This window comes from Candidatus Polarisedimenticolia bacterium (genome assembly GCA_036001465.1).
GTDB lineage: Bacteria > Acidobacteriota > Polarisedimenticolia > Gp22-AA2 > Gp22-AA2 > Gp22-AA3.
This window is the reverse complement of the sequence record DASYUH010000060.1, coordinates 99,850-125,713: the sequence shown is the minus strand read 5'-3', so window position 1 is coordinate 125,713 and position 25,864 is coordinate 99,850. Positions and strand designations below refer to the sequence as shown.

Below are 25,864 nucleotides of genomic sequence, written 5' to 3'. Positions count from 1 at the left end.
CGCTCGCCTTGTGCGCCATGCCGGGGCCGGCGCGCGCCGCGACTTCGTTCGATTTCCTGTTCAGCATGGACCGCGTGAGCAATGACAACCAGTTCTTCCTGAACGTCGCGGTCGACAACTACGGCTACAGCCGGCGCGATCTCGAGCCGGTCCTGCCGCGCCTGCGGTATGTCGAGGCGGACCTTCCCGTCGTCCTGTTCCTGGCCCACGAATGCGGCCGGCCGCCACGCTACATCGTGGATCTGCGGTCCAGGGGCCTGTCGTGGTCGGTGATCTTCAACCGGGTCGGCGTGTCGTATGACGTCCTTTTCGCCGGGATCGATCGCGATCCCGGACCGCCCTACGGGAACGCGTGGGGCCACTGGAAGAGGCACCGCGGGGGCTACAGGCTGAGCGACAGGGACATCGCCGGGCTGGTGCAGGTGCAGGTCGGCGCGCGGTCCTGCCGCATGAGGCCCTACGAGATGGCGCGGTACCGTGGCCAGGGAAGGTCGATCGCGTACGTCGTCGCCGACAAGCACGGTCGTCCATACCGCGGCGGCAGGCATGACCGGCATCACAGAGACCGAGACTGGGACGATGACAGGGACCGGGACAGGGACAGGCCGAGACATCACCGGCCGGACGAGCACGACTGAGAGGGGACCGGCCCAGCGGGCAGGCATGGCATCCTATCGAAGGCATGGCATGCCATGAAGGGCATGAAGGGAAGGAGGAGGTCATGATGCGAGGACGTGCGAGCACCTTCGTTGGAATGGTCCTGGCGGTCGTGCTGTGCGCCGCGCCGGGTACGGCCCGCGCCCGGACCTCCTTCGATTTCCTGTTCAGCATGGACCGGGTGAACGACGACAACGAGTTCTTCCTGAACGTCGCGGTCAGCGATTACGGCTACAGCCAGCGCGACCTCGAGCCGGTCCTGCCGCGCCTGCGGTACGTCGAGGTCGATCTGCCGGTGGTCCTCTTCCTGGCCCACGAATGCGGCCGGCCGCCCGCCTTCATCGTCGATCTGCGGGCGCAGGGGCTGTCGTGGTCGGCGATCTTCGGCCAGGTGGGCGTGTCGTATGACGTCCTGTTCGCGGGCATCGATCGCGATCCCGGCCCCCCCTACGGCAACGCGTGGGGCCACTGGCGGAACAACCGCCGGGGTGAAGGGCTGAGCGACAACGACATCGCCGGGCTGGTGCAGGTGCAGATCGGCGCGCGGTCGGCCCACATGGCCCCCTACGAGCTGGCCAGGGCCCGCGGCCAGGGGAGGTCGATCGCGGTCGTCGTGGCCGACAAGCACGGTCGTCCCTACGATAAGGTCAAGAAGGGGAAGGGGCCGCACGAAGACAAGGGGAAGCCGAGACATCACGGGCCGCCCGACCACCACTGAACACGACTTGCCGCGGCGGCTCCAGCGCGGCCAGGTCCCTCCGCCGACCGAGCGGCTCCGCGGGTGGTCGACCGGGCCGGGTGAGCCCTGGGCTAGCTAGGTCCGCCTTCGGGAGCGCGCCAGCCGCTCCTGCGCCTGGTATTGGAGATACTTGCGGGCCGAGCTGCGGGATGACCGGTCGCTGTCGGCGAACTCCACAGCCATGACCAGCTGGTCGATCTCCTGCGCCTCCAGGAGCGCATCCGCGCCGCCGGTGCGCGCGGACATCTCCTGCCACAGGGCCCGCTGCTCGCGGAGGAGGGTGCGCACGGCCGCGAACTGGCCGGCGTCCATCAGCTCGACGGCGCGGCGGCGCAGCCGGGCCGACTTCAGAAGCTCGACCACGCGGCTGACTTCGGCGCTCGCCGGCAGCCCCGCAACCTTCGCGGGATCGTCGCACTCCATCCGGAAGAGCTGCTGCATCTCCGCCCGCCCCTCTCCCGGGGCCTCCCACGACAGCCGGACATCGAGCACGTCGACGGGCTGGCCCATCTCGCCACCCCGCACCTTGATGTGGGCGACGATCTCCAGCGGCGAGCCCGAGAACAACGTGCCGAGCAGGTAGCCGTCGCCGTCGCTCTGGAGATCGTTCCGCACCTCGACGACCTCGGCACGCCGGCCGCGCGGCTCGAGGCGCAGGCGCACCTTCTCACCGAACACCGTGGCGAGGTCCTGCAGCTCGGCCTGGAAGATGCGGGTGAAATCGGCTGGCGACTCGATGAACCAGCCGCTGCCCCCTCCGTCGCGCGCCATCGGGATCATCAGATCCTCGTTGAAGTCCGTGCCGACACCGATCGTCGAGGTGCTGACCCCCTTGTCGAACAGCTCGCGGGCGCGCGTGACCAGCACCTCGGTGCGCGTCTCGCCTTCGTTGGCGAGGCCGTCGCTGATCAGAAGCACCCGGCTCAAACGACCGGGCTCGAGATGCTCGCTCACCTGCAGCCCGCCCTGCACCCAGCCGTCGTGCAACGCCGTCGCGTGGCCGGCTCGGATGCGCGGCAGGAGCTCCAGGAGGGTCGCGCCCGCTTTCGCCACCGGCGCCGACGGCACGAGCGTCTGGACCTCATCGTCGTAAACCGTCAGGCTGACCCGGTCGTCGCCGTGCATGTTGCGCACCGCGAAGGCGACCGCCGTGGCGGCGTGGCGGAGCTTTTCCCCCTGCATGCTGCCGCTGCGATCGAGGACGATTCCCAGGTTCAGGGGCCGGCGCTCACAGCGCGGCTCTTGCTGGGGAGCCGCGATGCGGATCAGGACGTCGAGGAGGTTCTCCTGACCGGCGGCCAGGAGCGAACGGGATGGGAGGATGGTGATGGTTGGCTGGCTGGCGTTCATGGTGCCGCTCCCTTACCTGGAAATCGTCTGCCTGAGGTGCTCCAGGATCACCCTCAGGCGGGAGGCGAGTACGGAGAAGAACGACGGGCTGTCGGGCACTCCCGTGCCCTCCTTGACGTGCAGCTCGATGCCCGGATAGAGCTCGAAGCGGCGCCACCCCGTGGGGGCCATCTCCATCGGCCCCGGCTCGATCGGGCGCGCCCCGGTCGCCGACGCGTCCACCGATGTGACCGCCGACGCGACCTCGGGGCGGGATGAGCGCGAGGGGCTCGGGGAGCGCGAGGTCCGGGGAAGAGACTGGTGGCTGGCCTCCTCCGCCCGCCGGTTGCGCAGCCCGAGGAGGTATTGACGGGCGGCCGCCCGCTGACCCGTTGGGGAACCGTCCGGGGGATTCTGCGCCTCACGGGCCATCGCGGGCCACGCCGGGGACCACACCTGCTGCTGCAGCGCGTCCAACGGCGACGCCTCCCGCGGGCGGCGCGCGGCCCATTCCTCCAGGCGGGCCTCGAGGTTCTCCGGGGACAACGAGCCGATCGACCGCTTGATCTCCCGGATCGGAACGAACTCGCTTTGCAGCGCCTTGATGGCGACGATCTGCAGGAGGTGCCGGTAGCCGTAGACCGCCGCCGGCCCCGCCGAGCCGCCGGGACGGTCGACGAGCCCCTCCTGGATGTAATAGCGAATCGTCCGCGCGTCCGGCACTTCGGTCACCTTGTGCTTCGACTGCCCGGAGACGACTTGCGGCACCACCTCGGCGGCCAGGTGGACCAGGTCGTCGATACTCAGGTCTTCACGCTCCCTGTAAGGCTTCAGCAGCTTGGCGATCACGCGCCAATTATACTGTCAACAGTAACAGTGTCAAGTAGAAACTTAGGGAGTGTATGGTCCCGAGCAAGACGGACGCAGGGGCGTCACCGGAAATGCCCCCACCAGGTGCCCCACAGACCCGTGAAATCGGTTGGACAGTCGGGCGAGAGCTGCGGCTCGGCGTATTCCTGCACGGTCCAGAAAGTCAGGTCGTCCGCCGGGTCGACCGAGGTCTCGCTGAAATCCCCCCAGCGATTGATGTGGGCGGCTCCTGCGGCGCCCCCTTGATCGGATCGAATCCGTAGTGCCACATCCGCACGTAGCCCCGATCGGCCACGACCGGGGAACCGGCCGTCCCGCGGTGTGCCGGAATCTCGCTGCGCCGCGCGCCGGCAGGACACCGCCGCTGGCGCGGCCTGACTCGGGTGCTAGCGTCCCGCCAGGAAGCGGAAGTATCCCGGTCCGACGCGCATCCCCATGGTGATGCCGCTGGTCAGCGTGTGGACGATCAGGAAGGAGACCAGCCCGTGCATGACGCCGAGGACCAGAAGGTTCTGCCTCCGGCGATAGAGCCAGCAGGAGAGGGCCCCGGCCCCGAGAGTCGCCACGGTCAGGAACGGGTTCGGCAGGTGGAGCAGGGAGAAGACAGCGCTGGCGGCCCACAGCGGGGCGTCGCGATGCCGGGGAAAGAGCTCGCTGAAGCGACGGTAGAAGATGCACAGCAGGCCGTACTGCTGCATGAGGCCCCAGATGACACCGTCCATCAGGGTGCGGGGCCAGAGGGCCAGGGGAGGGAAGTCCATGCTGCCGGCCAGGGCGCCGGCGCCGGCGAGGAGGAGGCCGATCGCCAGCGTCGCCACGAGGGCGTCCAGGGCCGCGGCGCCGAGGTTGTCGATCCGAATTCCGAGATCGGCCGGGCCCTCCCGGGCCCGCAGATGGGAGGCGAAGCCGATGGTGAAATACAGAATGACGCAGAGGGTGAAGGCCCCCATGAAGGTGCTCCCCCAGCCCCAGATGTAGGAGATCAGGAGCCCGGACATCGCCACGATTTCCAAAAGCGGCCGGAGATCGGCGGGTCGTTGCATGTCCATCAAGATGTTCCTATCTTGAGTGGGCGGCAAGCGAATCGCCGGTCACAATATTGTTCTCGGGAGGACCATGGCCCATCCGACGACGCAGTTTTCCATGTCAGACCCCCCGGTCGAGATCCGGTATGCGCTCTACGTCACGCTGATCGTCAGCTGCGGGGCGTTCCTGGTCCTCGCCTCGATCCCGGTCAGCCTGTTCGACCTGTCGTCCACGGTGGTCAGCTTCGGCCTGCTGCTCCTGTCATACCTTCTGTTCACGTCGGAGCACTACGTGGGGTGGCTGCGCGAGCGCACCGCGAAGAGCGAACTGCTCTTCCCGGCGATGCTGCTGGCGGTCTACATCCTGTACGGCCTCGGCCCCGGCCGGCTGCGGATACCGGAATCGCTCCTGATCCCGGCCTATCTTGCCTTCCCCATCCTGTTCGCCAGCCTCGCCGCGCAGCGCGGCGAGCGGCCGAACCGCTTCGATCTGCTCACCGTGGCGTTCCTCTACCTGCCGGTCGAGCTGTCCGCGCTCGCCCGCGCGTGGCAGCCGGCCCATGCCGGCATCCCTTCTCCGACGCATGCGTTCAGCCAGCTCCTCGGGATGAACCTGGCCCTGTTCTGCTTCCTGGTGATCCGCCCGATCGGCGGGATCGGGTTCACCCTCCGGCTGCGGAAGCCGGACGTCGTTCAGGCGCTGATCGCGTTCGCGTGGTTCTTCCCGCTCGCCCTGGTGTTCGCGGGCCTGACCGGCCTCGTGCCGTTCCGGCCGCACCTGCCCCATGCGGCTCTCGTCATCCCGATGATCCTGGGGAAAAGCCTGATGGTCGCCCTGCCCGAGGAAGTCCTGTTCCGCGGGCTGCTGCAGAATCTGCTGCAGCGCGCCGCGCCGAGCGCCCGGGGGCGCCTGGCGGCGCTTCTCGTCAGCTCGGTGATCTTCGGGTTCACCCACGTCAACAACAATCCGCTGTTCGACTGGCGCTACGTGACGATCGCTTCGGTGGCCGGCATCGCCTACGGCATCGTCTACAACCGCACCGGCAAAGTGACCGCCGCGGCGATCACGCACTCTCTCATCGACGTGGTCCGGGGACTCTTCTTCTGAAGTGAAACGCCCAGCGCCGGTCCTTCTGGCCGCGGCCCGACTCATCCCGGCTCTGGAGGCCGCGGCCCATCCCGCCGCGGCCCGACTCTCAATGGCCCTCGCCGTCGCGGTCCTGCTCCTTCCGGCCTGCGCCGCCGGCGGACCGCGCCGTCCGGACGCGCGCGAGGGCGCGCGGCAGGACGCCACGCCGCTCGATCGCTACGTCGCCGCCCCTGACCCCGCCTACACCTGGGAGAAGGTGCGCGAGCTTTCGGGCGAAGGGTGTGTCGCGCACGTGCTGAAGATGACCTCCCAGACCTGGCTCACCCCCGGGGACGTCGACCGCACGACCTGGTGGCACTGGCTGACGATCGTCGAGCCCGAGAAGGTCACGAGCGACATCGCGCTGCTCTATATCGGCGGCGGCAGCAACGACGACGCCCTGCCCGCCGAGATCCGATCGACCTACGCGCGGATCGCGGTCTCCACCGGCAGCGTCGTGGCCGAGCTGAGGATGGTCCCGAACGAGCCGCTGCAGTTCGCCGGGGACTCCAGCGGACCCCGCAAGGAGGACCGGCTGATCGCCTTCGCCTGGAGCAAGTTCCTGCGCGGCGGGGATCCGGTCTGGCTGCCGAGGCTGCCGATGACCAAGAGCGCCGTGCGCGCCATGGACACCGTCTCGGCGTACTTCGAAAAGCGAGGCGGCAGCGGCCCGCGCATCCGGCGCTTCGTCGTGGCCGGGTCCTCGAAGCGGGGCTGGACCACCTGGACCACGGCCGCCGCCGACCGGCGCGTCGTGGGGATCGTCCCGATCGTGATCGACCTCCTGAACGTGGAGGCCTCGTTCAAGCATCATCACGACGTCTATGGGTTCTGGGCGCCGGCCATCCAGTCGTACGTCGAGATGGGGGTCCCCGACTGGTTCGGCACGCCGCAGATGCGACGGCTGCGGGAGATCGTCGACCCGTACGAGTACCGCGCCCGCCTGACGATGCCCAAGCTCGTCATCAACGCCACCGGCGACCAGTTCTTCGTCCCGGACTCGTCGCAGTTCTACTTCGACGCCCTGCGGGGCGAGAAGCACCTGCGCTACGTCCCCAACGCCGACCACTCGATGCGCCAGACCGACGTGGACGAGAGCGTGCTGGCCTTCTATCGCTCGATCGTGAAGGAGACGCCGCGCCCCGAATTCACCTGGACGTTCGAGGAGGACGGCTCGATCCGCGTCCGCACCGGCGGCTCGCAGGTTCCGGCCGAGGCCAGGCTCTGGCAGGCCACGAACCCCAAGGCGCGCGACTTCCGTCTCGAGACGCTCGGGCCGGCCTGGCGCAGCACCGTCCTCGCGCCGCAGCCGGACGGCGAGTACGGAGCGAGCATGACCGCGCCGGCCTCCGGCTGGACGGCGTTCTTCGTCGAGCTGACGTACGCGGGCGGCGACGCCCCGCCGCTCAAGCTGACCACCGCGGTCCGCGTCCTGCCCGACGCCTTTCCGATCGCGGACTCCTCTCGCTGAGACCCGCAGCAGGCGAAGCCCGGAGCCAACCGGCAAGCCAGGCCACCAGTGCTCACCTTATGAGGATCCACCAGGAACGCCCATCGGGGGTAAAATTCGGCTCGTCCCCCCTTTGCGCGACCCGCGCTGGAGCCTCATGGCCGGCCACGAAGGCGAGAGACCCGCGAAGCGACTCTCCTCCGCCACCACCCGCAGCGCGGAGCCGGTGCGCGTCCGGGCCGATTCCACGCGCCGTCTGCTGACGCCCGGACAGACGATCGAGAGCCCCGAGACCCTGCTCTCGTACCGGGTCGAACGGTTCCTGGGCGAGGGGGGCTTCGGCCAGGTCTACCTGGCGCGGTGCCTCGGCCACTCCTCCGTCGGCGCGGAGGCGGTCTGCATCAAGGTCAGCGGGCGCATCGACGGGTGGCTGCGCGAGGCGTACTTCGGCCAGCTCCTGGACGGACATCCGCGCGCCATCCGCGTCTACGACGCCTTCCCGCTGACGCCGCCGGAGGGCCGGGTGCTGTACTGCCTGGCCCTCGAGTATGCGCGCCACGGCGACCTGAGGGCCTTCCTGCACCGCGCGGAGGCGGGATGGCCCGAGAAGATCGTCCGCCGCGAGATCGCGGGGATCCTCGAGGTGCTCCGCAAGCTGCACCGCGGACAGCTGCTGCACCGCGACCTCACCCCGATGAACGTGTTCGTCTGCGACGGGCCGAGCCTCAAGCTCGGGGATTTCGGGATCGTGCGCCAGCAGAGCGACCGGGGCGGGATCACCGCGCGCACCATGAACGCCTTGACGGCCCCCAGCGACATCCTGGCGGGCGCCGTCCCCAAGTGGCAGGCCCGCGACGACGTGTATCAGGTGGGGCAGCTCCTGGGGATGCTGGTGAAGGGGGACGCGAGCGCGCGCCTGCGCACCTCCGAGATCCGCCGCCTCGCCTGCGGCGATCACCTGAAGGAGATCATCCACCGCTGCCTGGGGGAGCGTCGCAAGCGGTACGAGAGCGCCGACGGCCTGATCGAGGCGCTGCGCAATCCGCCGGCCCCGCTCAAGGCGGGCGTGCTGCGGTCCCTCAAGGGGGTCCACCTCGCGTTCACCGGCATCCTGAGCAAGCGCCGCAACGAGGCCGGGAAAGCGGCACGGAGGGCTGGCGCCGTGGTGCATGGCGGACCGTCGGCGCGCACGACCGTCATCGTGCGGGGGCGACCGAATCCCCTGCAGGCGGCCGGGAGGGACGCCGGCCTGAAGCTGATGGAGATCAAGCGGCTGCGCGCGAAGGGACACAGGATCACGCTGCTGAACGAACGGCAGTTCTGGCGCCTGGCGCGCCAACCGAAGGTCGCGGCGCGCCGGAACAGGTAGCAACCGGCGCCGGACGATTTGCCCGCCCCCCTTACCGCGGATAGCGGTCGATCGATTGTCAAAGATCCCGAGCTCTCGGGGCGATTCCCGCGGCCAGAAGACCGCGCGGGATCGACAGCTTGCAGAGCGGTGCAACCGCGGCTCAGCGATAGGCCGCGGCCTGGATGCGATAGAGCTCCGCGTACGGACCGCCCCTGGCCATCAGATCCTCGTGGCTGCCGACCTGGGCCACGTGGGCGCCGTCGAGGACGACGATCAGGTCGGCCATCCGCACGGTGCTGAAACGGTGCGAGACGAGGATGGTGATGCGACCGTCCCGGCCGTCGGCCGGCTCGGTGGTGCGGCCCGGCGCGGAGGGCTGGCGCGCGGCGGTGCCGGGACCGGCGGGCGGGCGTGCGGCGGCGGCGAAACGTTCGAAGAGGGCGTGCTCGGTCTCGGCATCGAGCGCCGCGGTGGGCTCGTCGAGCACGAGCAGCAGCGGAGAGTCGCGCATGAAGCCGCGGGCGAGCGCGAGCTTCTGCCACTGGCCGAACGACACCTCGACGCCGCCGGGCCAAGTCGGTCCGAGCTGGGTGTCGAGTCCGGCGGGCAGGCGGGTCACGACGTCGGCGGCTCCGGCGCGCTCGACGGCGGCCGCGACGGCCGACAAGTCGTCGCGGCGCGGGGCGTCGCCGACCCCGACCGAATGGCGGGCGATGAGCTCGAAGCGGAAGAAATCCTGGAACGCCCCGGCCAGCCGCGAGCGCCACTCGTCCGCCCGCACGCGGCCGAGGGGCACGCCGTCCACGAGGATGCGGCCCGAGGTGGGCTCGTACAGTTTCGCGAGGAGCTTGACCAGCGTCGTCTTGCCGGCGCCGTTTTCTCCCACGAGGGCCACGACGGCGCCCGCGGGCAGATCGAGAGAGACGGAATCGAGCACCAGGCGCTCGGTGCCGGGATAGGCGAACGACACGGCCTCCAGGCGGATCCCTTCCCGCAGCCGCGAGGGGGCGGGCGCGTCGGCCGGGGCCAGGAGGGATGCCGCGTAGTCTTCGAGCCACGCCAGGCGGCGCGAGCCGTCCAGCCAGATGCCGCGCAGGAAGCCAATTTCGCCGACGGTCGCGCCGACGTAGGCCGACAGCCGCCCGCCCGCGGCGAGCAGGAGCAGCACGTCCCCGGCCGGCGCGCGCAGGAACGACGACACGAAGACGATCGCCCCGACGTAGGCCGCGCCGAAGATCGCCCAGGCGAGGGCGTGCCAGAGGGCGCTCGTGCGCCGGGCGGCCGCGACCGGGGCGTACCAGGATTCCCACGCCTCGCGCCGGTCCCGAACGAGGCGCGGGCCGATCCGGGTGACGCGCACCTCCTTGCCGGGGGCGGCGGTCGTGGCCGTCGTGAAGAGGTGCTGGGCCAGCCGCGAGGCGGAGGCGCGCCGCTCCTAGACCGCGCGCTCGACTCCCGGCCTCCAGGTCGAGGTCAAGACGGTGGGCAGCGCGAAGACCGCCAGGAGAGCGAGCGCCGGGTGGATCGACATAAGCAGGCCGATGACCACACCCAGCCGCAGGATCCAACCGCATGTAGAAAATAGCGACATGTACATGTGGTCGAGCACGAATACCTGGTTGCGCAGGACCGAGAGACGGTCGAGGAACTCGGGGCGCTCCTGGTGGGCGATCGTGGCGACCGAGGCCTGCAGGCGCGCGACGTGCGCCTCGAGCGCAATCGTGACCTTGTCGCGGAAGCGCCGCTGCACGCGCGTGCTCACCGTGCCCAGGAACCACGTGGCGGTCGCCGAGCCCCCGAGGCCGAGGGCCGCCGCGATCAGCAGCGGGCGGTCCCCCCGGATCACCGCGTCGCCCAGGAGCTTCAGCCACAGAGCGAGCAGCGCATCGGGGAGCGCGGCGAGCTGCGACAGCGCGAAGGCGCCGAGCATCATCCCCGGCTCGTGGCGGTAGCCGAGCCTCAACACGCGCCACATCGAAGCGAGCGCGGGGGGCAGGCGCTCAGGAGAGGGTTTCATAGACCGTCCCCTCCTCGTCCGTGTCGGCGGCAAAGCGCTGCGCCTGCAGGTCGAACATCGCCCGGTAACGGCCGCGCAGGGACATGAGATCGTCGTGCGTCCCCAGCTCGACCACCCGGCCCCCCTCGATCACGCCGATGCGGTCGGCGTGGCGCACCGTCGAGAAGCGGTGGGAGATCAGGATCGTGGTGACCTTCCGCGTCGCGGTCAGGAGGCGGTCGAAGATCTCGGCCTCGCCGCGCACGTCCAGCTGCGCGGTCGGCTCGTCGAGCAGCACCAGCCCGGCCCCCATCCGCACCGCACAGAGCGCCCGGGCGAGCGCCACACGCTGCCACTGCCCGCCGGAGAGATCGGTGCCGTCCTCGTACCCGCGCGCCAGGGGCGTGTCGAGCCGGGCGAGCCCCGCGGCGCCCGCCTCCTCCAGGGCCGCGCGCACCACGTCGTCGGGAGCCCCGCCCGGCGCGACGTTGTCGCGCAGCGGCAGCTCGAAGCGCACGAAATCCTGGAACACGGCCGTGATTCGCGACCGCCACGAGTCGACATCCAGGTCGCGCAGGTCGACGCCGTCCACCTCGATGGCGCCGTCCTGCGGCTCGTACAGCCGGCACAGCAGCTTGGCGAGCGTCGTCTTCCCCGCGCCGTTCAGGCCGACGATGGCGAGCGACGATCCGGCCGGCACCGTCAGGTCGAAGCCGTCGAGCACCCGCCGGCCGCTGCCCGGATAGGCGAACGCCACGCCGCGGAAGCGGATGTGGCGCGCGGGCAGACCCTGCGCGCGGCGCGGCGCGGCCGGCACCGCGAGCGTCCCGCGAAGCGCGGCCGGAGTCGATGGCGCCCCCGGCACCGCGAGCGCCGCCGCGGCCGCAGCCGCCCCCGGGACAGTAAGCGCCCCCCGCGCCGCCATCGCAGGCTGCAGGCGCAGCACGGCCGCCACGGGAGCGGAGGCACCGCCGATCGCCCAGCTCAGCCCGCCAAAGGCGACGGCGCTCACGCCCACCGCCACCTGGGCATAGAGGACGACCTGCCCGAGATCGACCCGGCCCGACAGGGCCGCGGACGCCAGCGACCAGAACACGAGCACGTTGGCCGCGGTGACGAGCAGCAGGCTCCACAGGAGCGGCCGCTCGCGCAGGCGCGTCGCCCGGTACTGCAGCTCGTGAAGCAGCGTCCGGCGGCCGACGAACCGCTCCATCACCCAGTCGGCGAGCCCGAACAGCCGGAGCTCTTTCGCCGCCGGCGGATCCACGGCGAGCCGGTAGGCGTACTCCGCGTGACGCTGCGCCTCGCGGACCTCCGGCGTGTTGCGGTCCCGCCAGACGGCGCTCTCGCGCAGGAGCCGGTGCGTCAGGAGCCACGCCCCGCAGAGCACCAGGGGAGCCCACCATGCGAAGCCGGCCAGCACGACCGCGCACGCGAGCCCCACGACCGTCTGCACCAGCTCCGCCGCGATGAACTCCATGTTGATGTGCATCGGCGGCCCGGTCATCCCGAGGTCGAACTCGCGCGCCACCGTCAGGTCGGAGGCGAGCTCCGGGTCTTCGAGATGCCCCATCCCCGGCGGCCGGACGCACGCTTCGGCCAGCCGGTCGTAGAGCCAGGCCGCCACCCGGCTCCCCAGATTGGCGCTCACCGCCTGATGCAATGGCACCAGGACCTGGAGGAGGACGAACACCGCTCCGACGGCGCCGAGCGGCCCCGCCAGGCTTTCCCCCTGCTGCACCGCCGCGACCAGGCCACCCATCCCCACGGCGAACAGCGCCGGCAGCAAGCCGCGCAACAGCAGGATGCCCCACCAGACGGTCGCCAGCCCCCGGTCCGCCCTGGGAAGGACGGCGAAGAACTTCCATACCGCTTGCTCACGCAGTCGCTTCAGCACGGCGAGCCGGCTCCTTTCGAGCATCCTTGTATCAGCACAGGCACGGCCGAGTCTTGGAGGAATTCTACCCGGCGGAGGGCCGCGATCCTCACGGGCGCGGAACCGTTCATCCCGCCGCTCCTTCGAATCGGTGGACCTCAGCGGGTGGCGCGGCCCGCTGATGAAGTCCCGCGGGCACGAACGGTCGGCGCTTGACGAGACGGTCGCCGAAGTAGCGTGTCAGGGGCTCGCGACCCGGCCGCACTCCCAGATCCCACCATAGAGCGTCGGGCGCACTCCCGAAGCAGCGGAGGTGCGCCTCGTGCAGCCCTTGCTGATGATGCCCGACGCACAGCGTCACCAGGTTGGCCGTGTCGTCGGTCCCCTGCTGGGAGCGGAACGTGATGTGGTGCTCGTTCAGTCCGCTGCGGGACGTGCAGCCCGGCACCTTGCAGCGCCAACCGTCGCGCTCGAAGATGCGGTAGCGGCGGCGCCAGTGCGGGTCCTCCTGGTTCTCCCAGGTCTCGCGCATGGCCTGGACGAAGAGCAGGAAACACTCCCAGTCTTCGAGATGGCTTCCCGCGGCGGTACGGCAGGAGCGGAGGGCGCTGTCCCAGAGGGACGCGACGTCCAGGGGGCACCAGAAGGAGATCTGCCTCCGGCTCATCAGGCTGAAACTCGCCGGCTTCATGGATGCAGGATCGAGAGGGGGCGTTGATGTGTGCCGGGGAGTGGCGAGAGGGGGCGCCGACGTGTGCCGGGGAGTGGGGACAGGATGCGCCGAAATGTGCCGGGGCGGCGCTTCGGTCGGGGACGATTCAACTGGGGGCAGGGGCGCGGCGCTGACGTGTGCCGGCGAGGAGGGGGCGGGCGAGGCCGGGGGATTTGCCGCGCGTATCTCGCAATCGATGATGACGTCTTCGAGACGGCGCACCGTCACCTGGCGGGCGTAGCGGATCCAGCGGGACTGAGTGGGCGGGCGCACGACGCGGATCAGGAGCCGGGCCTGGCACCACGATACGAGGCCACGCCGGTAGGCGTCGGCGAGGAGGGGGAGGTCGCGGAGGCGGCGGTCGAGCGACACGAGGTAGCGCGCCCGGCGGGGAGACATCGCGAGTCGATCCTCGCCCCAGGCATCGAAGGTGTCGAACCCGAGGAGGTGGTGGAGGTTCAGCCTGGCGACCGCGGCGAGCAGGCGGCCCTGCCGCCAGGCGAGCGATTGTCGCAACCGCACGAGCCGGCGCAGGTGGGCGTCGAGATCCCAGGCGTCGAGATCGTCGTCGGGATGAGACTCCGCTTCGGAAACAGGCCGCTGGCCGGTTGGGGGGCCCTCAGAGTCGGAGGCCGGCCGCGGGCCGGCGGGCCGGCTCTCCGAGAGGATGGCTTCCGGATCGGCGGACGCACCGATCGAAGCGAGCGCCTCGCGCACCGCGGCGGTTGCATCGAGCCATGCGGACGTCCCTCGCTCATCCGAATCGGAAGGGACTGAGCCGGTGCGTCGGCGTGGCTCGGGGGCGGTGGACTCCAGGTCGGTGGGATCGGAGTTGGGGATGGCCGCTGACGGCGGGTCCGAGGGGACGCGGGACGACTCGCCGGCGGTTTCGGGGGCGCCGGAGAGGAATTCGGCGGCGAGGTACTCGGCGCAGCGCCAGGCAGGCTCCTGCTGGCCGGCAACGCGGCGGACCAGGTCGAGCGCCCAGTGCCAGATTGCGACGACGGGCGCCGGTGCGGTGAAGGAGATGATGCGCCCCGGCTCATCCTGCTCGATGAGCGGGGAGTCGTTTTGGATGAGCGTGCGGGGATGGCCCGAGGGGCCCGCCGGAGCGGGGGATTCCGCCGCGCCCGTCGCGAACGGGTCGGCTGCGGTGGCAAAGGCGCGCGCGGCGGCGCGCAGGGTCGGCAGCGGCAGCCGGGTCGTGCGCTCAAGCCACAGGGTCTCGGTCTCGGGCGTTGCCACGGAGGCGACGACCTCGAGCTTGGAGACGGAGATCTCGCCGGCCGCGAGCGCCCGGGCGAGCCGGGGAAGGGGGGCGAGGGCCCGCTCGAGTCGGAGGATGGCCTGGCAGCGACGCAGGCCCATTCCCAGGCGTTCGGTCAGATAGTCGGCGAGTCGGACGTATCCAAGATGAGTGTAGAGCCGGCGCCGGTGCAGCCTCGACAGTCCGGGAGCCAGGCGGCGCTCGATCGCGACGCCGGCGCGGCCGAGCCGGAGGAGCGTGGACTCCAGGAGGCGAGCGGCCAGCAGACGCCGCTCGGCGGCGGGCACGATGTCGGGCACAGAGCCGAAAGCGGAAGCATCGATACCTGGCCGGGACACGGAACCCTCCTTTCGAGGAGGCCAGAGAGATCGACGCGGGCAGGTGTAAATATACAGAATGCGCGAACGCAAGTCAACGATTGTTTTTGAAAACTTTTGCCGGTGCCCGGCAGAGGCGGCGGCGAACGCGAAGGCGGCAGCGACCGCGCTACCCTTGCTCGCGTGGGTTGTGCGTGTGACGGGGGAGTTGGTAGGATGGGCCCACCAAGCGCAGGGTGTCATCAGAGCCGCGCGCTCTACGGGGGGCTCTACCTGGTGAGTGGGCGAAGCCTGATGCCGGCGATCGCGAGCCATGCCCTGACCGACCTGGTAATCGAACCATGGCTCATCCTCGCCGCGCTCAGAGGCGCCCTGGTCGCTCCCGCCACCCTTGAAGTGGAAGAATGACTGAGCCAAGTCCTGAGACGTTCGCCCTCTCGCCGGCCTATTTCCAGAGGCTCGGGCGCACGATGCTGTGGACGACGGTCGTCATCATTCCGGCGTCGATTGTCGTCGGAGTTCTATCCGGGCGAAGGAGCGCCGGTGGGTGGGTGTCGACGATCGTCGTCGGCGCGATCACGACGGCGGTCCTTGCGATCACGATGTACTGGGGCTGGAAGAAGCAGGTGGCCCGATGGCAGACGTTCCGGGTCGCCATATCGAGCGATCAGGTCACTCGAACCCAGGAAGGCTTTGATGACGTGAGGGTAGGCGCCTCGGCGATCAGCCGGATGGTCAGGATACCGGGGCGGGGGCTGCTGATCTACACGGGACGTGCCCAACCGGCGATGGTCGTTCCCGACACGCTGGAGAGATTCGAGGACTTCTGCGCTCTCGTGCAGCGGTTCGGGCCGATCGAGGCCCGGACTCGATCGATGTTCCCTCGCTGGCTTGCGATTCCTGCCGGGCTCGCTTTCATGGGCCTCTACGCGGCGTTCGAGCGATCGGCGGATCCTCGGGTCAAGGTGGGACTGGGCGCCCTGATTGCCTGCCTGATAGGGATAGGGGCATGGAGGTGGCACGGAAGCCCTGAGATTGACCAGCGGACGAAGAAGCGATTCGCCTGGATCATCATTGTGCTGATCGCGCCGCTGGGGGTTCAGATGTGGTCGGCGTGGACGGCGCCGCGACGCGCCGACCGGGAGATTTCGGGCAATCGGCTGCTCAGTCTCCTCGTGAAAACCAGGCCGGAGCTGCACGATCGGCTGAGACAGGCCATGATCGTCGCGGAGAAGAACAAGTCCGATTCACATGGGAGTTCGTACGTCAATCCCGGCGCGGCCATCATTGCAGAGGTGTTCCCAGGCTACGTCCCGATTTGCTCCGACGAGGCGATCATCAGGTATGGGAAGGAAATGGTCGCTGTTCTCGAGAAGCTGGAGGCGGACCCCTCCGAGATCTGTTACGACTGGTTGAATCCGCAGGGCCGGGTCATTCCGCTGACGGGCGTCCTTGGGAAGGACGGCCTGAATCCCTTGATGGACGCGATGACAGGGGTGCTGGAGAGCGCGCTGACGGCGCCTCAAGCGCCGCCGGATGCGACCGAGGCCGAGTCGTTGCGCGCGCACACGATGGAGAGGTTGACGACGGACGCCAGCCTCGGGCCGGTCGAATTGCGCGCGCCGGAGACTCCGGGGTTTGACAAGAAGCGATGGTGCCATACGGTATCGAATATCTACAGGACCATCCTGGGACTGCCAGAGAGGGAAAGCAGCGTCGTGCTCCGGCACATCTTCGGGAAGGCGTCGGAGAAGTAAGGGCGGCGATCGCCGCGGCAGACCTAGCCGGAGAGGAGCCTCACGATGGACCGACTTCTGAAGAACATCGCCTTCTGGACGCTGATCATCCTGGCCGTTCTCTTCTTCTACAAGTTCCTGCAGCAGCCATCGACCGCACCGGCCATCATGGACTCGGGCCGATTCGCGGACGCCCTGCGGGCAGGGAAGATCGCCCGGGTCACGCTTCCGATGGACGCGACGATAGGCGGCGATCTGGCCCAGGCCGGCCCCGATGGGAAGCCGGCGCATTTCCTCATCGCCACCCCTGCGTACCGGGACCTGATGGACGACCTGCTAAGGCAGAACGTCGCCATCGAATTTCGCTCACCCCGCGAGTCCAGCCCGCTCATCAACATTCTTGGCTGGCTCCCGATCCTCCTCATGCTCGGGGTCTGGGTCTATTTCATGCGTTCGATGCAGGCCGGGCGGCGGAAAGCGGAGAACCAGCCCTCCACACCTTCGTAAGGCCACCGCGGCGCGACCGAAAGATCGAGGTCGATCGTCCCGCGCCAGCGGAAATCCTGATGTCGTGCGATGGCGGCGGCTCCGATGACGATGAACTGGCCCGGGCTCCAAAGACACTGCAGTGCCCGGATCGTCGCGACATGCCGTTCGGGAAACGGGATCGAGCTCGCCCGTGGAACGCACTACGCCGCCTCGGCGCTCCAGCGGCCCTTCTCGACGCGCACTTGCAGTCGCTGGGCGACCGGCTCCGTCCGTGCCATGTCCTTCAGGAGTCCGAGCGAATAATCGGCCGCCGGTTCCCGCGTCAGGGTGGCCAGCCTCAGGAGTCTTTCCGCCGCCGACCCCATGGTGGCCGACCCGCTCTCCCAGCGGGAGACCGTCTCGGCCGACACACCCATGTGCGCCGAGAACTCGGACCCCGACCAGCCGAGGCACTTTCGCAAGAAGCGGATCTCCGCCGGGGTCAGGCCGGGTCGCTTTCGAGCGATCGCGGTGCCGATGACGCGGTGGAGTTGCTCGATCCTGGGGATCACGGCCTCCTGCTCACCGCAGGAAGGGCAGCGACTCACCTCGATACCTACCAGCGTGACGTTGGGCAGGCCGCTCTCCTTGTACAGATAGTTCTCGCGGCCCGTCTTCATCTGGTGGCTGCATTGGGGGCATTTCATTGCATTGACCTCATCGCCTGGACCTCCAGGCGGTCACGACCACCAGGCTTGTCTCGGATCGGAATGCCACGACGACGGATATTCGCCGCGCGTTGACGCGATAGCGCCAGGTCCCGCGCTCCATCTCGGCAGGCTCGACGAACCCGGCACGCAGGGCATTGACGCAATCGACCATCGTCAGGTCGTCCTTCGCCATCTCATCCGCAGCATGCCTCGAGGAAACGACCTCGCCACCAGTCAGGATCTCTAGGATCAGCCGCCTGGCATCCGGCGGACTCAATGGCTCTCGACTCGCAAAGGAGATCATAGTCATAGTTGATGTAAAGTCAAGACATGATGTCTCATCGATACAGAGGTAGTAGCGAGCTGTTACACAGGCTGCGCTTCGAAGCACGCAGGCGACCACGAAGAGGGGATGCGCGATGCCTCCAGGGGAGGTGGTGCAAACGGAGCGCCAATCCTGGATTGATGGGGTGCGCGGAGAAGCCGCCCAGGTCATCCAGTCCGACACCGACCCATAAGGCGTCCCAGAGGACGAAGCCGCGGCGCTGCGAATGGTCGAGGACGAACAGGGAAAGACGGTAGGCGAAGATCGGTCGTGGGAGTCGTGTGGAATGCCGAGGGCCTCAGAGGCCGGCGAGGCCGAGGTTGAGATGGAGCGAGCGGTTCACCTGCTTCATGGTATCGGGCCGCAATCGACCGAGCCGCTTCACCAGGCGACGCCTGTCGATCGTGCGGATCTGGTTCAGGAGGACGACCGAGGGGACGCTCAGGCTCCCCTCCGGCGGATCGACGCGCACATCGGCGGGATAGACGGTTCCGTCAGGCCGCGATGTGATGGCCGCGACGATCGTCACCGGGCTCCAGCGGTTGGCGATGTCGTTCTGGATGACGAGAGCGGGTCGAGTCTTCCTGATCTCCGCGCCTACGGTGGGATCGAAGGACACGAGATAGACCTCGCCCCTCGCAAACTGGAGCCGCTGAAGGCCCGCCCGGGCCCGGAGATATAATCCGCCCACACATGCGCGGATTCACGTCTCTGCCACTGCCTCTTCTGAGATTCGCGGCGATGCTGCTCGCCGCGGCGACCGTCCTCTACAGCGGCCTGTGGATGTATTGCATTCGCGCCCAGCCGCGGGCGGTGATGGGCATTCAGTTCGACGACCCGCACGGCGCGGACTCTCTGCGCGTGAGCCAGGTCATCGAAGGCAGCGGTGCGAAGGCGGCCGGAGTGCAGCCGGGAGACATCGTGCGCGCGATCGACGGCTGGACCGTCGTGGCCTACACCTCTTTTCCGGAGACGGTGACCCGCGGTTGGCCGGGCGACGTCGTACGCCTGACGATCGAGAGACCCGGGGAGTCCGCTCCCAGGGTCCTGCCGGTGATGCTTGGCCCGCCGCCCGCGGGGCGGGGCGAGCGGACGCGGGCGCAGGCTATCGCCACACAGGCCGTCGGCTCCTTCCCCGTGATGTTCCTCGCCGTGGGGTTCTTCGTCCTGTTCATGCGCCTGCAGGATCGCAACGCCTGGCTGCTGGCGCTTCTGTTCGCCAGCTTCATCGCGGTCGCGCCGATGCTGAACCTGGAGGGGGTCATCCCGCGTTCCCTGCGCGGCTTCGCCGCCGCCTACAAGATCATCTTCAATGGCCTGTTCGGGGCCTTTGCCTATTACTTCTGCGCGGTCTTCCCGGTTCCCTCTCCGATCGATCGACGAGTGCCCTGGTTGAAATCGTGGTTGCTGGCGGCGGCCGCGGCCGTGGTCGTGCCGCTGGGGATCGCGGCCTACTGGGCCGGCGGCCGCGCCCCCCTGTTCCGGTTCGCCGATCGGATCGGTCCGACGGCGACCGCCGCAGGTCTCGCGATCTACTTCTTCGGAGCCACGGCGCTCGCTCTCGCCTCGCTGGTGTGGAACGGTCTGAGCGCTCCCGCCGCCGAGGCGCGACGCAGGACCAGGGTCATCGTCTGGGGCACGGTCGCGGGTGTCCTGCCCTTCATGGCGCTGAACGCCGCGGCCGTCCTCACGCATCGGGACCCGTACAGTTTCCCCTTCTGGGTGTGGTCGCCGAGTGTCCTGGCCGTCCTGCTGCTGCCGCTGTCGTTCGCCTACGCCATCATCATGCACCGGGTCCTGGAGATCCCGCTGCTCCTGAAGCGGGGGGCGCGCTACCTGCTGGTGCAGCGCGGCTTCACGCTGCTGCTCATCGTCGCGGGGTTCGCCTTGACGGTTCTCTTCGCCCGCTGGTCCTCGGGATTCCTGCTGGCCCGCCTGGATCTCGGCGCGGCCGCCGGCACCACCCTCGGGGCGGGATTCGGCATCGCTCTCGTGTGGACGGGCACGCGGCTGCGGACACGGGTGACGGAGAGGATCGACCGCGCCTTCTTCCGCAGCGCCTACGACGCCCGGCAGATCATGCAGGCGCTGGCCGAGAAGACGTCCGCGGCCACCACGCGGGAGGAGCTGGGAGCATTCCTGGCCGGCCACATCCGGCAGGCGCTTCATCCCAGCACGCTGGCGATCTATCTGGAAGACTGCGGCGGCTCTCTCGTGGCGGTGCACGGCGCATCGCCGGGGGGCCCGGAACGGATCCCGCCGGCCGGCTCGTCCATGGACCGTGTGACGGACTCCGGGCGCCGCGTGCCGCTCTTCGGAAGGGACGGACGCCAGGCCGGCGTCATCCTCCTGGGAGAGCGTCTCTCCGAGGAGCCGTACTCGAAAGAGGACCGGCTCCTGCTGACGTCTGTGGCGAGCCAGGCGGCGCTGGCGCTGGAGAACATCCGGCTCGCCGGGCAGATGGCCGAGCGCTTGGAGGCCGAGCGGCGGGCCACGGTCGAGCTGGAGCTGGCGAAGGAAGTGCAGTCACGGCTCCTGCCACGCCGCGTCCCGCGGCTGCAGACACTCGACTGCGCCGGCCACTGCCTGCAGGCGCGCGCCGTCGGCGGCGACTATTACGATTTCCTCGAGCTCGGCGGCGGCCGGGTCGGACTGGTGCTGGCCGACATCGCCGGAAAGGGGATCGCCGGGGCCTTGATGATGGCCACCCTGCAGGCGAACCTGCGCAGCCAGTCGGGCCTGGCCCAGGAGGACCTGCGTGGAATGTTGTGCAGGCTGAACCAGGCGATGCGCGAGTCGATCGCCGACCATCGGTACGCCACGCTCTTCTTCGGCTGCTACGAGGACACGACGCGCCGCCTGCGCTACACGAACTGCGGGCACAACCCGCCCATCCTGCTGCGCACGGACGGCAGCGTGGAGCGCCTCGCGGCCACGGCCACCATCCTGGGTGCCTTCGAAGCGTGGGACTGCACGGTGGCGGAGACGACTCTCGCGCCCGGGGACGCGTTGCTGCTGTACAGCGACGGCATCACCGAGGCGAGAGGCGACCAGGACGACGAGTTCGGCGAAGCGCGCCTCCTGGAGACGCTGCGCCGCCATCGCCACGCGGAGGCGCCGGCGCTCGTGGCCGCCGTCCTCCAGGCGGTCCGGGAATTCAGCGCCGGCGAGCAGGCGGACGACATCACCCTGGTGGCCGCCCGCTGCCGCTGAAGGGGTGTCTGCGGGTGTCTGCGGAACCCTCTACGTGATCCGGAACACGCCTGCCTCTATGATCCTCGTCATCCTGCCGCTCGCCATAAGCCCGATCTTCAGGGCGGAGTGGTCCGAGGCCTGAAAGCCTGCGGCGTTGTGCGCTGATCCACTCAGTCAGGCGCTCTTCGCGCGTACAACCAGGTCGACATCGCAATCCAAAACGTGAAGCAGCGAGAGCAGTTGATCAATCGACTTGCGGTAGTTGGTTTGATCGAGCAAGCGGTAGAACTGTGTCGCCGAGGTGCCCAATCGCCGGATAATCTCGCGCCGGCTCAACCTGCTTCGGGCGACTCTCCTCTGCGCTTCGAGCGTCAGTCTATAGAGGAGCCGGTCCCGGAGATATTCCGGGTCCTGATCGTATTCGAGCACCCGATCGATGTGGACCGTGCCCTCCTTTCCGGAGGCGAGGGCATAGCTGAAGCCTTCTCTGCCGATTTCGGCGTCGACGACGGCCCGGACGACCGGGTCGTCCGAAGTGGACTGGATCTCGAGCTTGGCGTACGGAAACCAGAACGCCGCCTTTGAAGTGCGGACCTCAAACCCCTTCTTCCGGTTATTGAAGGCTACGCTTCGAATCTTCACAGCGCGCCCTCCGATTGCAGCGCCTCGATGAGCTCAAGAACTCGACGAGGGGCTTTGCCCTTCATGGGCTTCCAGTTGTCGAGGTCCCGCTTAACGACGAACCGCCGGTCCCGGTAAACGTGCACATGCCGGGGAGCGTGATCTCCCTTCCAGGCGGTGCCTGGTCAAGGCAATCCGATCCCGTATTCTCCGGATCCGGGCGGGCGCGGTGCAACCTGCAGTCGCGACACGTCGGGCGGTCCGCAGCCGCCCGGAATGGCCATTGGCCCCGCCGGGCGGGGGGCTGATAAGATGCGAGCCATGGACCTCCCGCGCTCCGATCCCGATGAAAAGGACGAGTTCGCACGGATGATGGAGGAATCGCTCGCCCCGACATTTCACCAGGAGGGGGAGACGGTCCAGGGGACGATCGTCGCGATCGGGGCCGAGGTGGCGTTCGTCGATATCGGTGGCAAGGGTGAGGCGACCATCGACGTCGAGGAGCTGGCGGACCCGGACAGCGAAGTCCAGGTGAAGGTGGGAGACACCGTCCAGGCGGTCGTCGTCTCGACCGTCGGCGGCCTGAAGCTGTCGCACAAGCTCGCCCGGGGCGCGGTCACACGGCAGCGACTGAACGATGCGTTCCGAGCCGGCCTCCCGGTGGAGGGTCATGTCGAAAAGGCGATCAAGGGGGGGTACGAGGTTCGAATCGGCGGGCAGCGCGCCTTCTGTCCGATCTCGCAGATCGACACTCGCTTCACGGACGATCCCGCGGTCCACGTCGGGCAGGGCTACACGTTCCGGATCGTCGAGTTCAAGGAGGATGGCAAGGACATCGTCGTCTCCCGGCGCGCCTTCCTCAAGGACGAGGAGAGTGAGAAGGCCGAGGCGATCCGCCGGGCCGTCGTCCCCGGGGCGGACCTGCCGGGCCGCGTGGCGTCGGTGATGGCATACGGCGCGTTCGTCGACCTCGGCGGGGGGGTCCAGGGCCTCCTCCACGTGTCGGAGATGGGCTGGTCGCGGGTGGAGAATCCGGCGGACGTGGTCCGGCCGGGTGACGCGATCACGGTCAGGGTCCTCCGCGTGGACGACGACGGCCGGAAGATCTCGCTCGGCCTCAAGCAGCTGCAGGCCGATCCCTGGTCGACGGTGGCCGGGAAGTATCAAACCGGCCAGGCGCTGAAGGGGAAGGTCACCCGCATCGCCGACTTCGGCGTCTTCGTGGAGCTGGAGCCGGGGATCGAAGCGCTGGCCCACGTCTCCGCGTTCGCGCCGACGGGGAAGCGGGATGGATGGAAGGCGGCCGTCCCGCCGGGGGCCACGGTCGCGGTCGAGATCCTGAGCATCGATCCGGAGAAGAAGAGGATCGGAGTCGCGGTGCTGGAGGCCGGGTCGGTAAGGGCCCAGGGTGCGACCGGGCATGCCGCCGAGTCCCAGGCCCCGCAGCCTCAGCCCCGCGTGGAGATCGTGGCCGGGGCCCGCCTCACGGGGAAGGTGGAGCGTATCGAGAAGTACGGTGTCTTCGTATTCCTGGCGCCCGGGCGCACGGGTCTCATCCACCTCTCGGAGACCGGGGTCGACAGGGGGGGCGACCTGCGGAAGGCGTTTCCGCTCGGGAGCGAGGTCGAGGTGATCGTGCTCGAGGTCGACCCGGCGGGGCGACGGATCCAGCTGAGTCGCAAGGCGGTCCTCGAGGCCGGGGAGAAGAGTGAAGTCCGCGAGTACGCGGCCCAGCAGGACCAGGCGCAGGCCGAGGGCTTCGGCTCGCTTGCCGACAAGCTCCGGGCGGCGATGCGGCCGTCGAAGAAATAGGGGTCGGGACACGATTCGCGGTACGGCCACTTCGCCGGGAGGGCCGGCTGACAGCGGACGCGGGACCCGATCCGTAATAAAATCGCTGGCCTGACTCGATGATAAGGAGCCCTGCCCATGCCGAAGACCGGTTTGCTCGTGGTCGCCGCCGCGGTCGCCGTGCTCGCGGCCACGCCGTTGAAAGCCGAGAACCCCTTGCTCCAGAAGTGGTCCGGACCGTACGGCGGGGTGCCGCCGTTCGACAAGGTCAAGGTCGCGGACTTCAAGCCGGCGCTCGAAGCCGCGATGGCCGAGAACCTGAAGGAAATCGACGCGATCGCGAAGAGCCCGGCCAAGCCCGACTTCGAGAACACCATCGCCGCGTTCGAGCGGGCGGGAAAAGCCCTCGAGCGGATCTCCCCGATCTACAACGTCTTCAGGTCCACGATGAGCACGGACGAGTTCCAGAAGGTCGAGACGGAGATGGCGCCCAAGCTCGCGGCCTTCAACGATCAGATCGTCCAGAACAGGGAGCTGTTCTCGCGGATCGCCGCCGTCTATGACGCGCGCGAGTCGAGCGGCCTGACGCCGGAGCAGAAGCGGCTGGTCTGGCTGGACTACACGACCTTCGTCCACGCCGGGGCGCGCCTCGAAGGGGCCGCACGGCAGCGCGTGGCGGAGATCAATCAGAGGCTCGCGACCCTGTTCACCACGTTTTCCCAGAACCTCCTGGCGGACGAGACGGACTACGTGCTCTACCTCGAGAAGGAATCGGATCTCGCGGGGCTGCCGACCGGGGCGCGGGCCGGGGCCGCGGAGGCCGCCGAGGCGCGCGGGCGCAAGGGGCAGTGGGCGATCCTGAACACGCGCTCGAGCATGGAGCCGTTCCTCACGTACGCCGATCGTCGCGATCTGCGCGAGAAGGTATGGCGCACCTACTACAGCCGCGGCAACAACGGCGACGCGAAGGACAACAACGCCACGATCTCCGAGGTCCTGAAGCTGCGTGCCGAGCGGGCGAAGCTCCTGGGCTACGCGACGCACGCGCACTGGCGGCTCGAGGATTCGATGGCGAAGACTCCCGAGCGCGCCATGGAGCTGATGGAGGCGGTCTGGAAGCCGGCGGTCGCCCGCGTGCGCGAGGAAGTCGCCGACATGCAGGCGGTGGCGGACGCGGCGGCCGCCCAGGGGGGCACGAGGGTCACGATCGAGCCGTGGGATTACCGGTACTACGCCGAGAAGGTCCGCAAGGCCAGGTACGACCTCGACCAGAACGCCGTCACGCCGTACCTGCAGCTCGAGAAGATGCGTGAGGCGATCTTCTGGAACGCCGGCCGGCTCTTCGGGCTGCAGTTCAAGCCGACCAGGGGCGTTCCGATCGCACATCCGGACATCCGCGTGTGGGAGGTGACGGACGCCGCCGGGAAGCACGTCGGGCTGTGGTACTTCGACCCGTACGCGCGCCCCGGCAAGAGATCCGGCGCCTGGATGAACGCGTACCGCAACCAGTCGAAGTTCGACGGTGTCGTGACGACGATCGTGTCGAACAACGCCAACTTCGTCAAGGGAAAGCCGGGGGAGCCGGTCCTGATCAGCTGGGACGACGCGTCGACGATGTTCCACGAGTTCGGGCACGCGCTGCACGGGCTCCTGTCGTCCGTGAACTACCCGTCCCTCTCCGGGACCGACGTCGCGCGCGACTTCGTCGAGTTCCCGTCGCAGCTGCTCGAGCACTGGATGTCCGTGCCCGAGATCCTCAACCGCTTCGCCCTGCACTACAAGACGGGCAAGCCGATCCCGAAGGATCTGGTGGAGAAGATCGACCGCGCCTCCAAGTTCAATCAGGGGTTCATCACGGTGGAGTACCTCGCCGGCGCCCTGGTCGACATGAAGCTCCATCTCGCGGCCACGGCGGACGGGACGATCGATCCCCAGGTCTTCGAGCGCGAGACGCTCACAGCGCTCGGCATGCCGAAGGAGATCGTCATGCGCCATCGCACGACCCAGTTCAGCCACATCTTCTCGAGCGACGGCTACTCCGCCGGCTACTACAGCTACCTCTGGTCCGACACGCTCTCGGCCGACGCCTGGGAGGCGTTCGTGGAGGCCGGCGGACCGTACGACAAGGCCGTCGCGAAGCGCCTGCGCGACAACGTCTTCTCGACGGGGAACACCATCGATCCCGCCGAGGACTATCGCAATTTCCGCGGCCGGGACCCGGGGATCGCGGCCCTGATGCGCAAGCGCGGGCTGCCGATGACGGCGGAGCAGGGCGGGGGGAAGGCCTCGGAATAGAATCG

Annotated in this window: 22 protein-coding genes; 10 read left to right on the top strand and 12 right to left on the bottom strand. The window is 68.8% G+C overall.

Annotated elements, in window-relative coordinates:
* A partial coding sequence (locus VGV60_12645) for a hypothetical protein (GenBank protein HEV8702114.1) occupies positions 1–638 on the top strand: 638 nt, incomplete at its 5' end.
* 83 nt (positions 639–721) lie between these two features.
* Positions 722–1,375 (top strand): hypothetical protein, encoded by a 654-nt coding sequence (locus VGV60_12640; protein HEV8702113.1) that lies wholly within the window; start codon positions 722–724, stop codon positions 1,373–1,375.
* Between the two features lie 96 nt (positions 1,376–1,471).
* On the opposite strand, the gene VGV60_12635 is transcribed toward VGV60_12640, so the two are convergent.
* The 4 genes from VGV60_12635 to VGV60_12620 form a co-directional block, all read right to left on the bottom strand.
* Complete coding sequence (locus VGV60_12635; GenBank protein HEV8702112.1) at positions 1,472–2,746, bottom strand: VWA domain-containing protein; 1,275 nt, start codon at positions 2,744–2,746, stop codon at positions 1,472–1,474.
* A gap of 12 nt (positions 2,747–2,758) precedes the next feature.
* Positions 2,759–3,574: a MerR family transcriptional regulator gene (locus VGV60_12630; protein HEV8702111.1), complete on the bottom strand. Its 816-nt coding sequence runs from the start codon at positions 3,572–3,574 to the stop codon at positions 2,759–2,761.
* A gap of 83 nt (positions 3,575–3,657) precedes the next feature.
* Positions 3,658–3,864 (bottom strand): hypothetical protein, encoded by a 207-nt coding sequence (locus VGV60_12625; GenBank protein ID HEV8702110.1) that lies wholly within the window; start codon positions 3,862–3,864, stop codon positions 3,658–3,660.
* Between the two features lie 117 nt (positions 3,865–3,981).
* Positions 3,982–4,638 carry a CPBP family intramembrane glutamic endopeptidase gene (locus VGV60_12620; protein HEV8702109.1) on the bottom strand — a complete coding sequence of 219 codons (657 nt, stop codon included), beginning with the start codon at positions 4,636–4,638 and terminating at the stop codon, positions 3,982–3,984.
* 73 nt (positions 4,639–4,711) lie between these two features.
* On the opposite strand from VGV60_12620, the gene VGV60_12615 reads away from it, so the two are divergent.
* From VGV60_12615 to VGV60_12605, 3 genes are all read left to right on the top strand, one after another.
* Positions 4,712–5,728, top strand: a complete 1,017-nt coding sequence (locus VGV60_12615) for a CPBP family intramembrane glutamic endopeptidase (protein HEV8702108.1) — start codon at positions 4,712–4,714, stop codon at positions 5,726–5,728.
* Between the two features lies 1 nt (position 5,729).
* On the top strand, positions 5,730–7,220 hold the full coding sequence (locus VGV60_12610) for a PhoPQ-activated pathogenicity-related family protein (protein HEV8702107.1): 1,491 nt from the start codon (positions 5,730–5,732) through the stop codon (positions 7,218–7,220).
* A 136-nt stretch (positions 7,221–7,356) separates the two neighbouring features.
* Positions 7,357–8,568, top strand: a complete 1,212-nt coding sequence (locus tag VGV60_12605; GenBank protein ID HEV8702106.1) for a protein kinase — start codon at positions 7,357–7,359, stop codon at positions 8,566–8,568.
* A gap of 142 nt (positions 8,569–8,710) precedes the next feature.
* Here the strand turns inward: VGV60_12605 and VGV60_12600 are convergent, their stop codons facing one another.
* The 4 genes from VGV60_12600 to VGV60_12585 all read right to left on the bottom strand — a co-directional run bounded on the left by VGV60_12600 (position 8,711) and on the right by VGV60_12585 (position 14,739).
* The gene (locus VGV60_12600) at positions 8,711–9,910 is read right to left on the bottom strand and encodes an ABC transporter ATP-binding protein (GenBank protein ID HEV8702105.1); all 1,200 of its coding nucleotides are present in this window, start codon (positions 9,908–9,910) and stop codon (positions 8,711–8,713) included.
* Between the two features lie 75 nt (positions 9,911–9,985).
* The gene (locus tag VGV60_12595; GenBank protein HEV8702104.1) at positions 9,986–10,567 is read right to left on the bottom strand and encodes a hypothetical protein; all 582 of its coding nucleotides are present in this window, start codon (positions 10,565–10,567) and stop codon (positions 9,986–9,988) included.
* Positions 10,551–12,467: an ATP-binding cassette domain-containing protein gene (locus tag VGV60_12590; protein ID HEV8702103.1), complete on the bottom strand. Its 1,917-nt coding sequence runs from the start codon at positions 12,465–12,467 to the stop codon at positions 10,551–10,553. The genes VGV60_12595 and VGV60_12590 overlap by 17 nt, the downstream gene beginning before the upstream one ends.
* 82 nt (positions 12,468–12,549) lie before the next feature.
* Positions 12,550–14,739, bottom strand: a complete 2,190-nt coding sequence (locus tag VGV60_12585) for a hypothetical protein (GenBank protein ID HEV8702102.1) — start codon at positions 14,737–14,739, stop codon at positions 12,550–12,552.
* 449 nt (positions 14,740–15,188) lie between these two features.
* On the opposite strand from VGV60_12585, the gene VGV60_12580 reads away from it, so the two are divergent.
* Together VGV60_12580 and VGV60_12575 are read left to right on the top strand one after the other, a co-directional pair.
* The gene (locus VGV60_12580; protein ID HEV8702101.1) at positions 15,189–16,475 is read left to right on the top strand and encodes a hypothetical protein; all 1,287 of its coding nucleotides are present in this window, start codon (positions 15,189–15,191) and stop codon (positions 16,473–16,475) included.
* A gap of 45 nt (positions 16,476–16,520) precedes the next feature.
* Positions 16,521–16,961, top strand: a complete 441-nt coding sequence (locus VGV60_12575; GenBank protein ID HEV8702100.1) for a hypothetical protein — start codon at positions 16,521–16,523, stop codon at positions 16,959–16,961.
* A gap of 182 nt (positions 16,962–17,143) precedes the next feature.
* Here the strand turns inward: VGV60_12575 and VGV60_12570 are convergent, their stop codons facing one another.
* The 3 genes from VGV60_12570 to VGV60_12560 all read right to left on the bottom strand — a co-directional run bounded on the left by VGV60_12570 (position 17,144) and on the right by VGV60_12560 (position 18,648).
* On the bottom strand, positions 17,144–17,629 hold the full coding sequence (locus tag VGV60_12570) for a type II TA system antitoxin MqsA family protein (GenBank protein ID HEV8702099.1): 486 nt from the start codon (positions 17,627–17,629) through the stop codon (positions 17,144–17,146).
* Between the two features lie 10 nt (positions 17,630–17,639).
* Entirely contained in the window at positions 17,640–17,936 is a 297-nt protein-coding gene (locus VGV60_12565) for a DUF4258 domain-containing protein (protein ID HEV8702098.1), read from the bottom strand.
* A gap of 319 nt (positions 17,937–18,255) precedes the next feature.
* Positions 18,256–18,648, bottom strand: a complete 393-nt coding sequence (locus VGV60_12560) for a type II toxin-antitoxin system PemK/MazF family toxin (protein ID HEV8702097.1) — start codon at positions 18,646–18,648, stop codon at positions 18,256–18,258.
* 50 nt (positions 18,649–18,698) lie between these two features.
* Here VGV60_12560 and VGV60_12555 point away from each other — a divergent pair, with 50 nt between their 5' ends.
* The gene (locus VGV60_12555; protein HEV8702096.1) at positions 18,699–21,170 is read left to right on the top strand and encodes a SpoIIE family protein phosphatase; all 2,472 of its coding nucleotides are present in this window, start codon (positions 18,699–18,701) and stop codon (positions 21,168–21,170) included.
* A gap of 156 nt (positions 21,171–21,326) precedes the next feature.
* On the opposite strand, the gene VGV60_12550 is transcribed toward VGV60_12555, so the two are convergent.
* The gene (locus tag VGV60_12550; protein HEV8702095.1) at positions 21,327–21,794 is read right to left on the bottom strand and encodes a hypothetical protein; all 468 of its coding nucleotides are present in this window, start codon (positions 21,792–21,794) and stop codon (positions 21,327–21,329) included.
* A 300-nt stretch (positions 21,795–22,094) separates the two neighbouring features.
* Between VGV60_12550 and VGV60_12545 the strand changes: the two genes are divergently transcribed.
* Together VGV60_12545 and VGV60_12540 are read left to right on the top strand one after the other, a co-directional pair.
* The gene (locus VGV60_12545; GenBank protein ID HEV8702094.1) at positions 22,095–23,585 is read left to right on the top strand and encodes a S1 RNA-binding domain-containing protein; all 1,491 of its coding nucleotides are present in this window, start codon (positions 22,095–22,097) and stop codon (positions 23,583–23,585) included.
* 117 nt (positions 23,586–23,702) lie between these two features.
* Entirely contained in the window at positions 23,703–25,859 is a 2,157-nt protein-coding gene (locus tag VGV60_12540) for a M3 family metallopeptidase (GenBank protein ID HEV8702093.1), read from the top strand.
* The last annotated feature ends 5 nt before the right edge of the window (positions 25,860–25,864 follow it).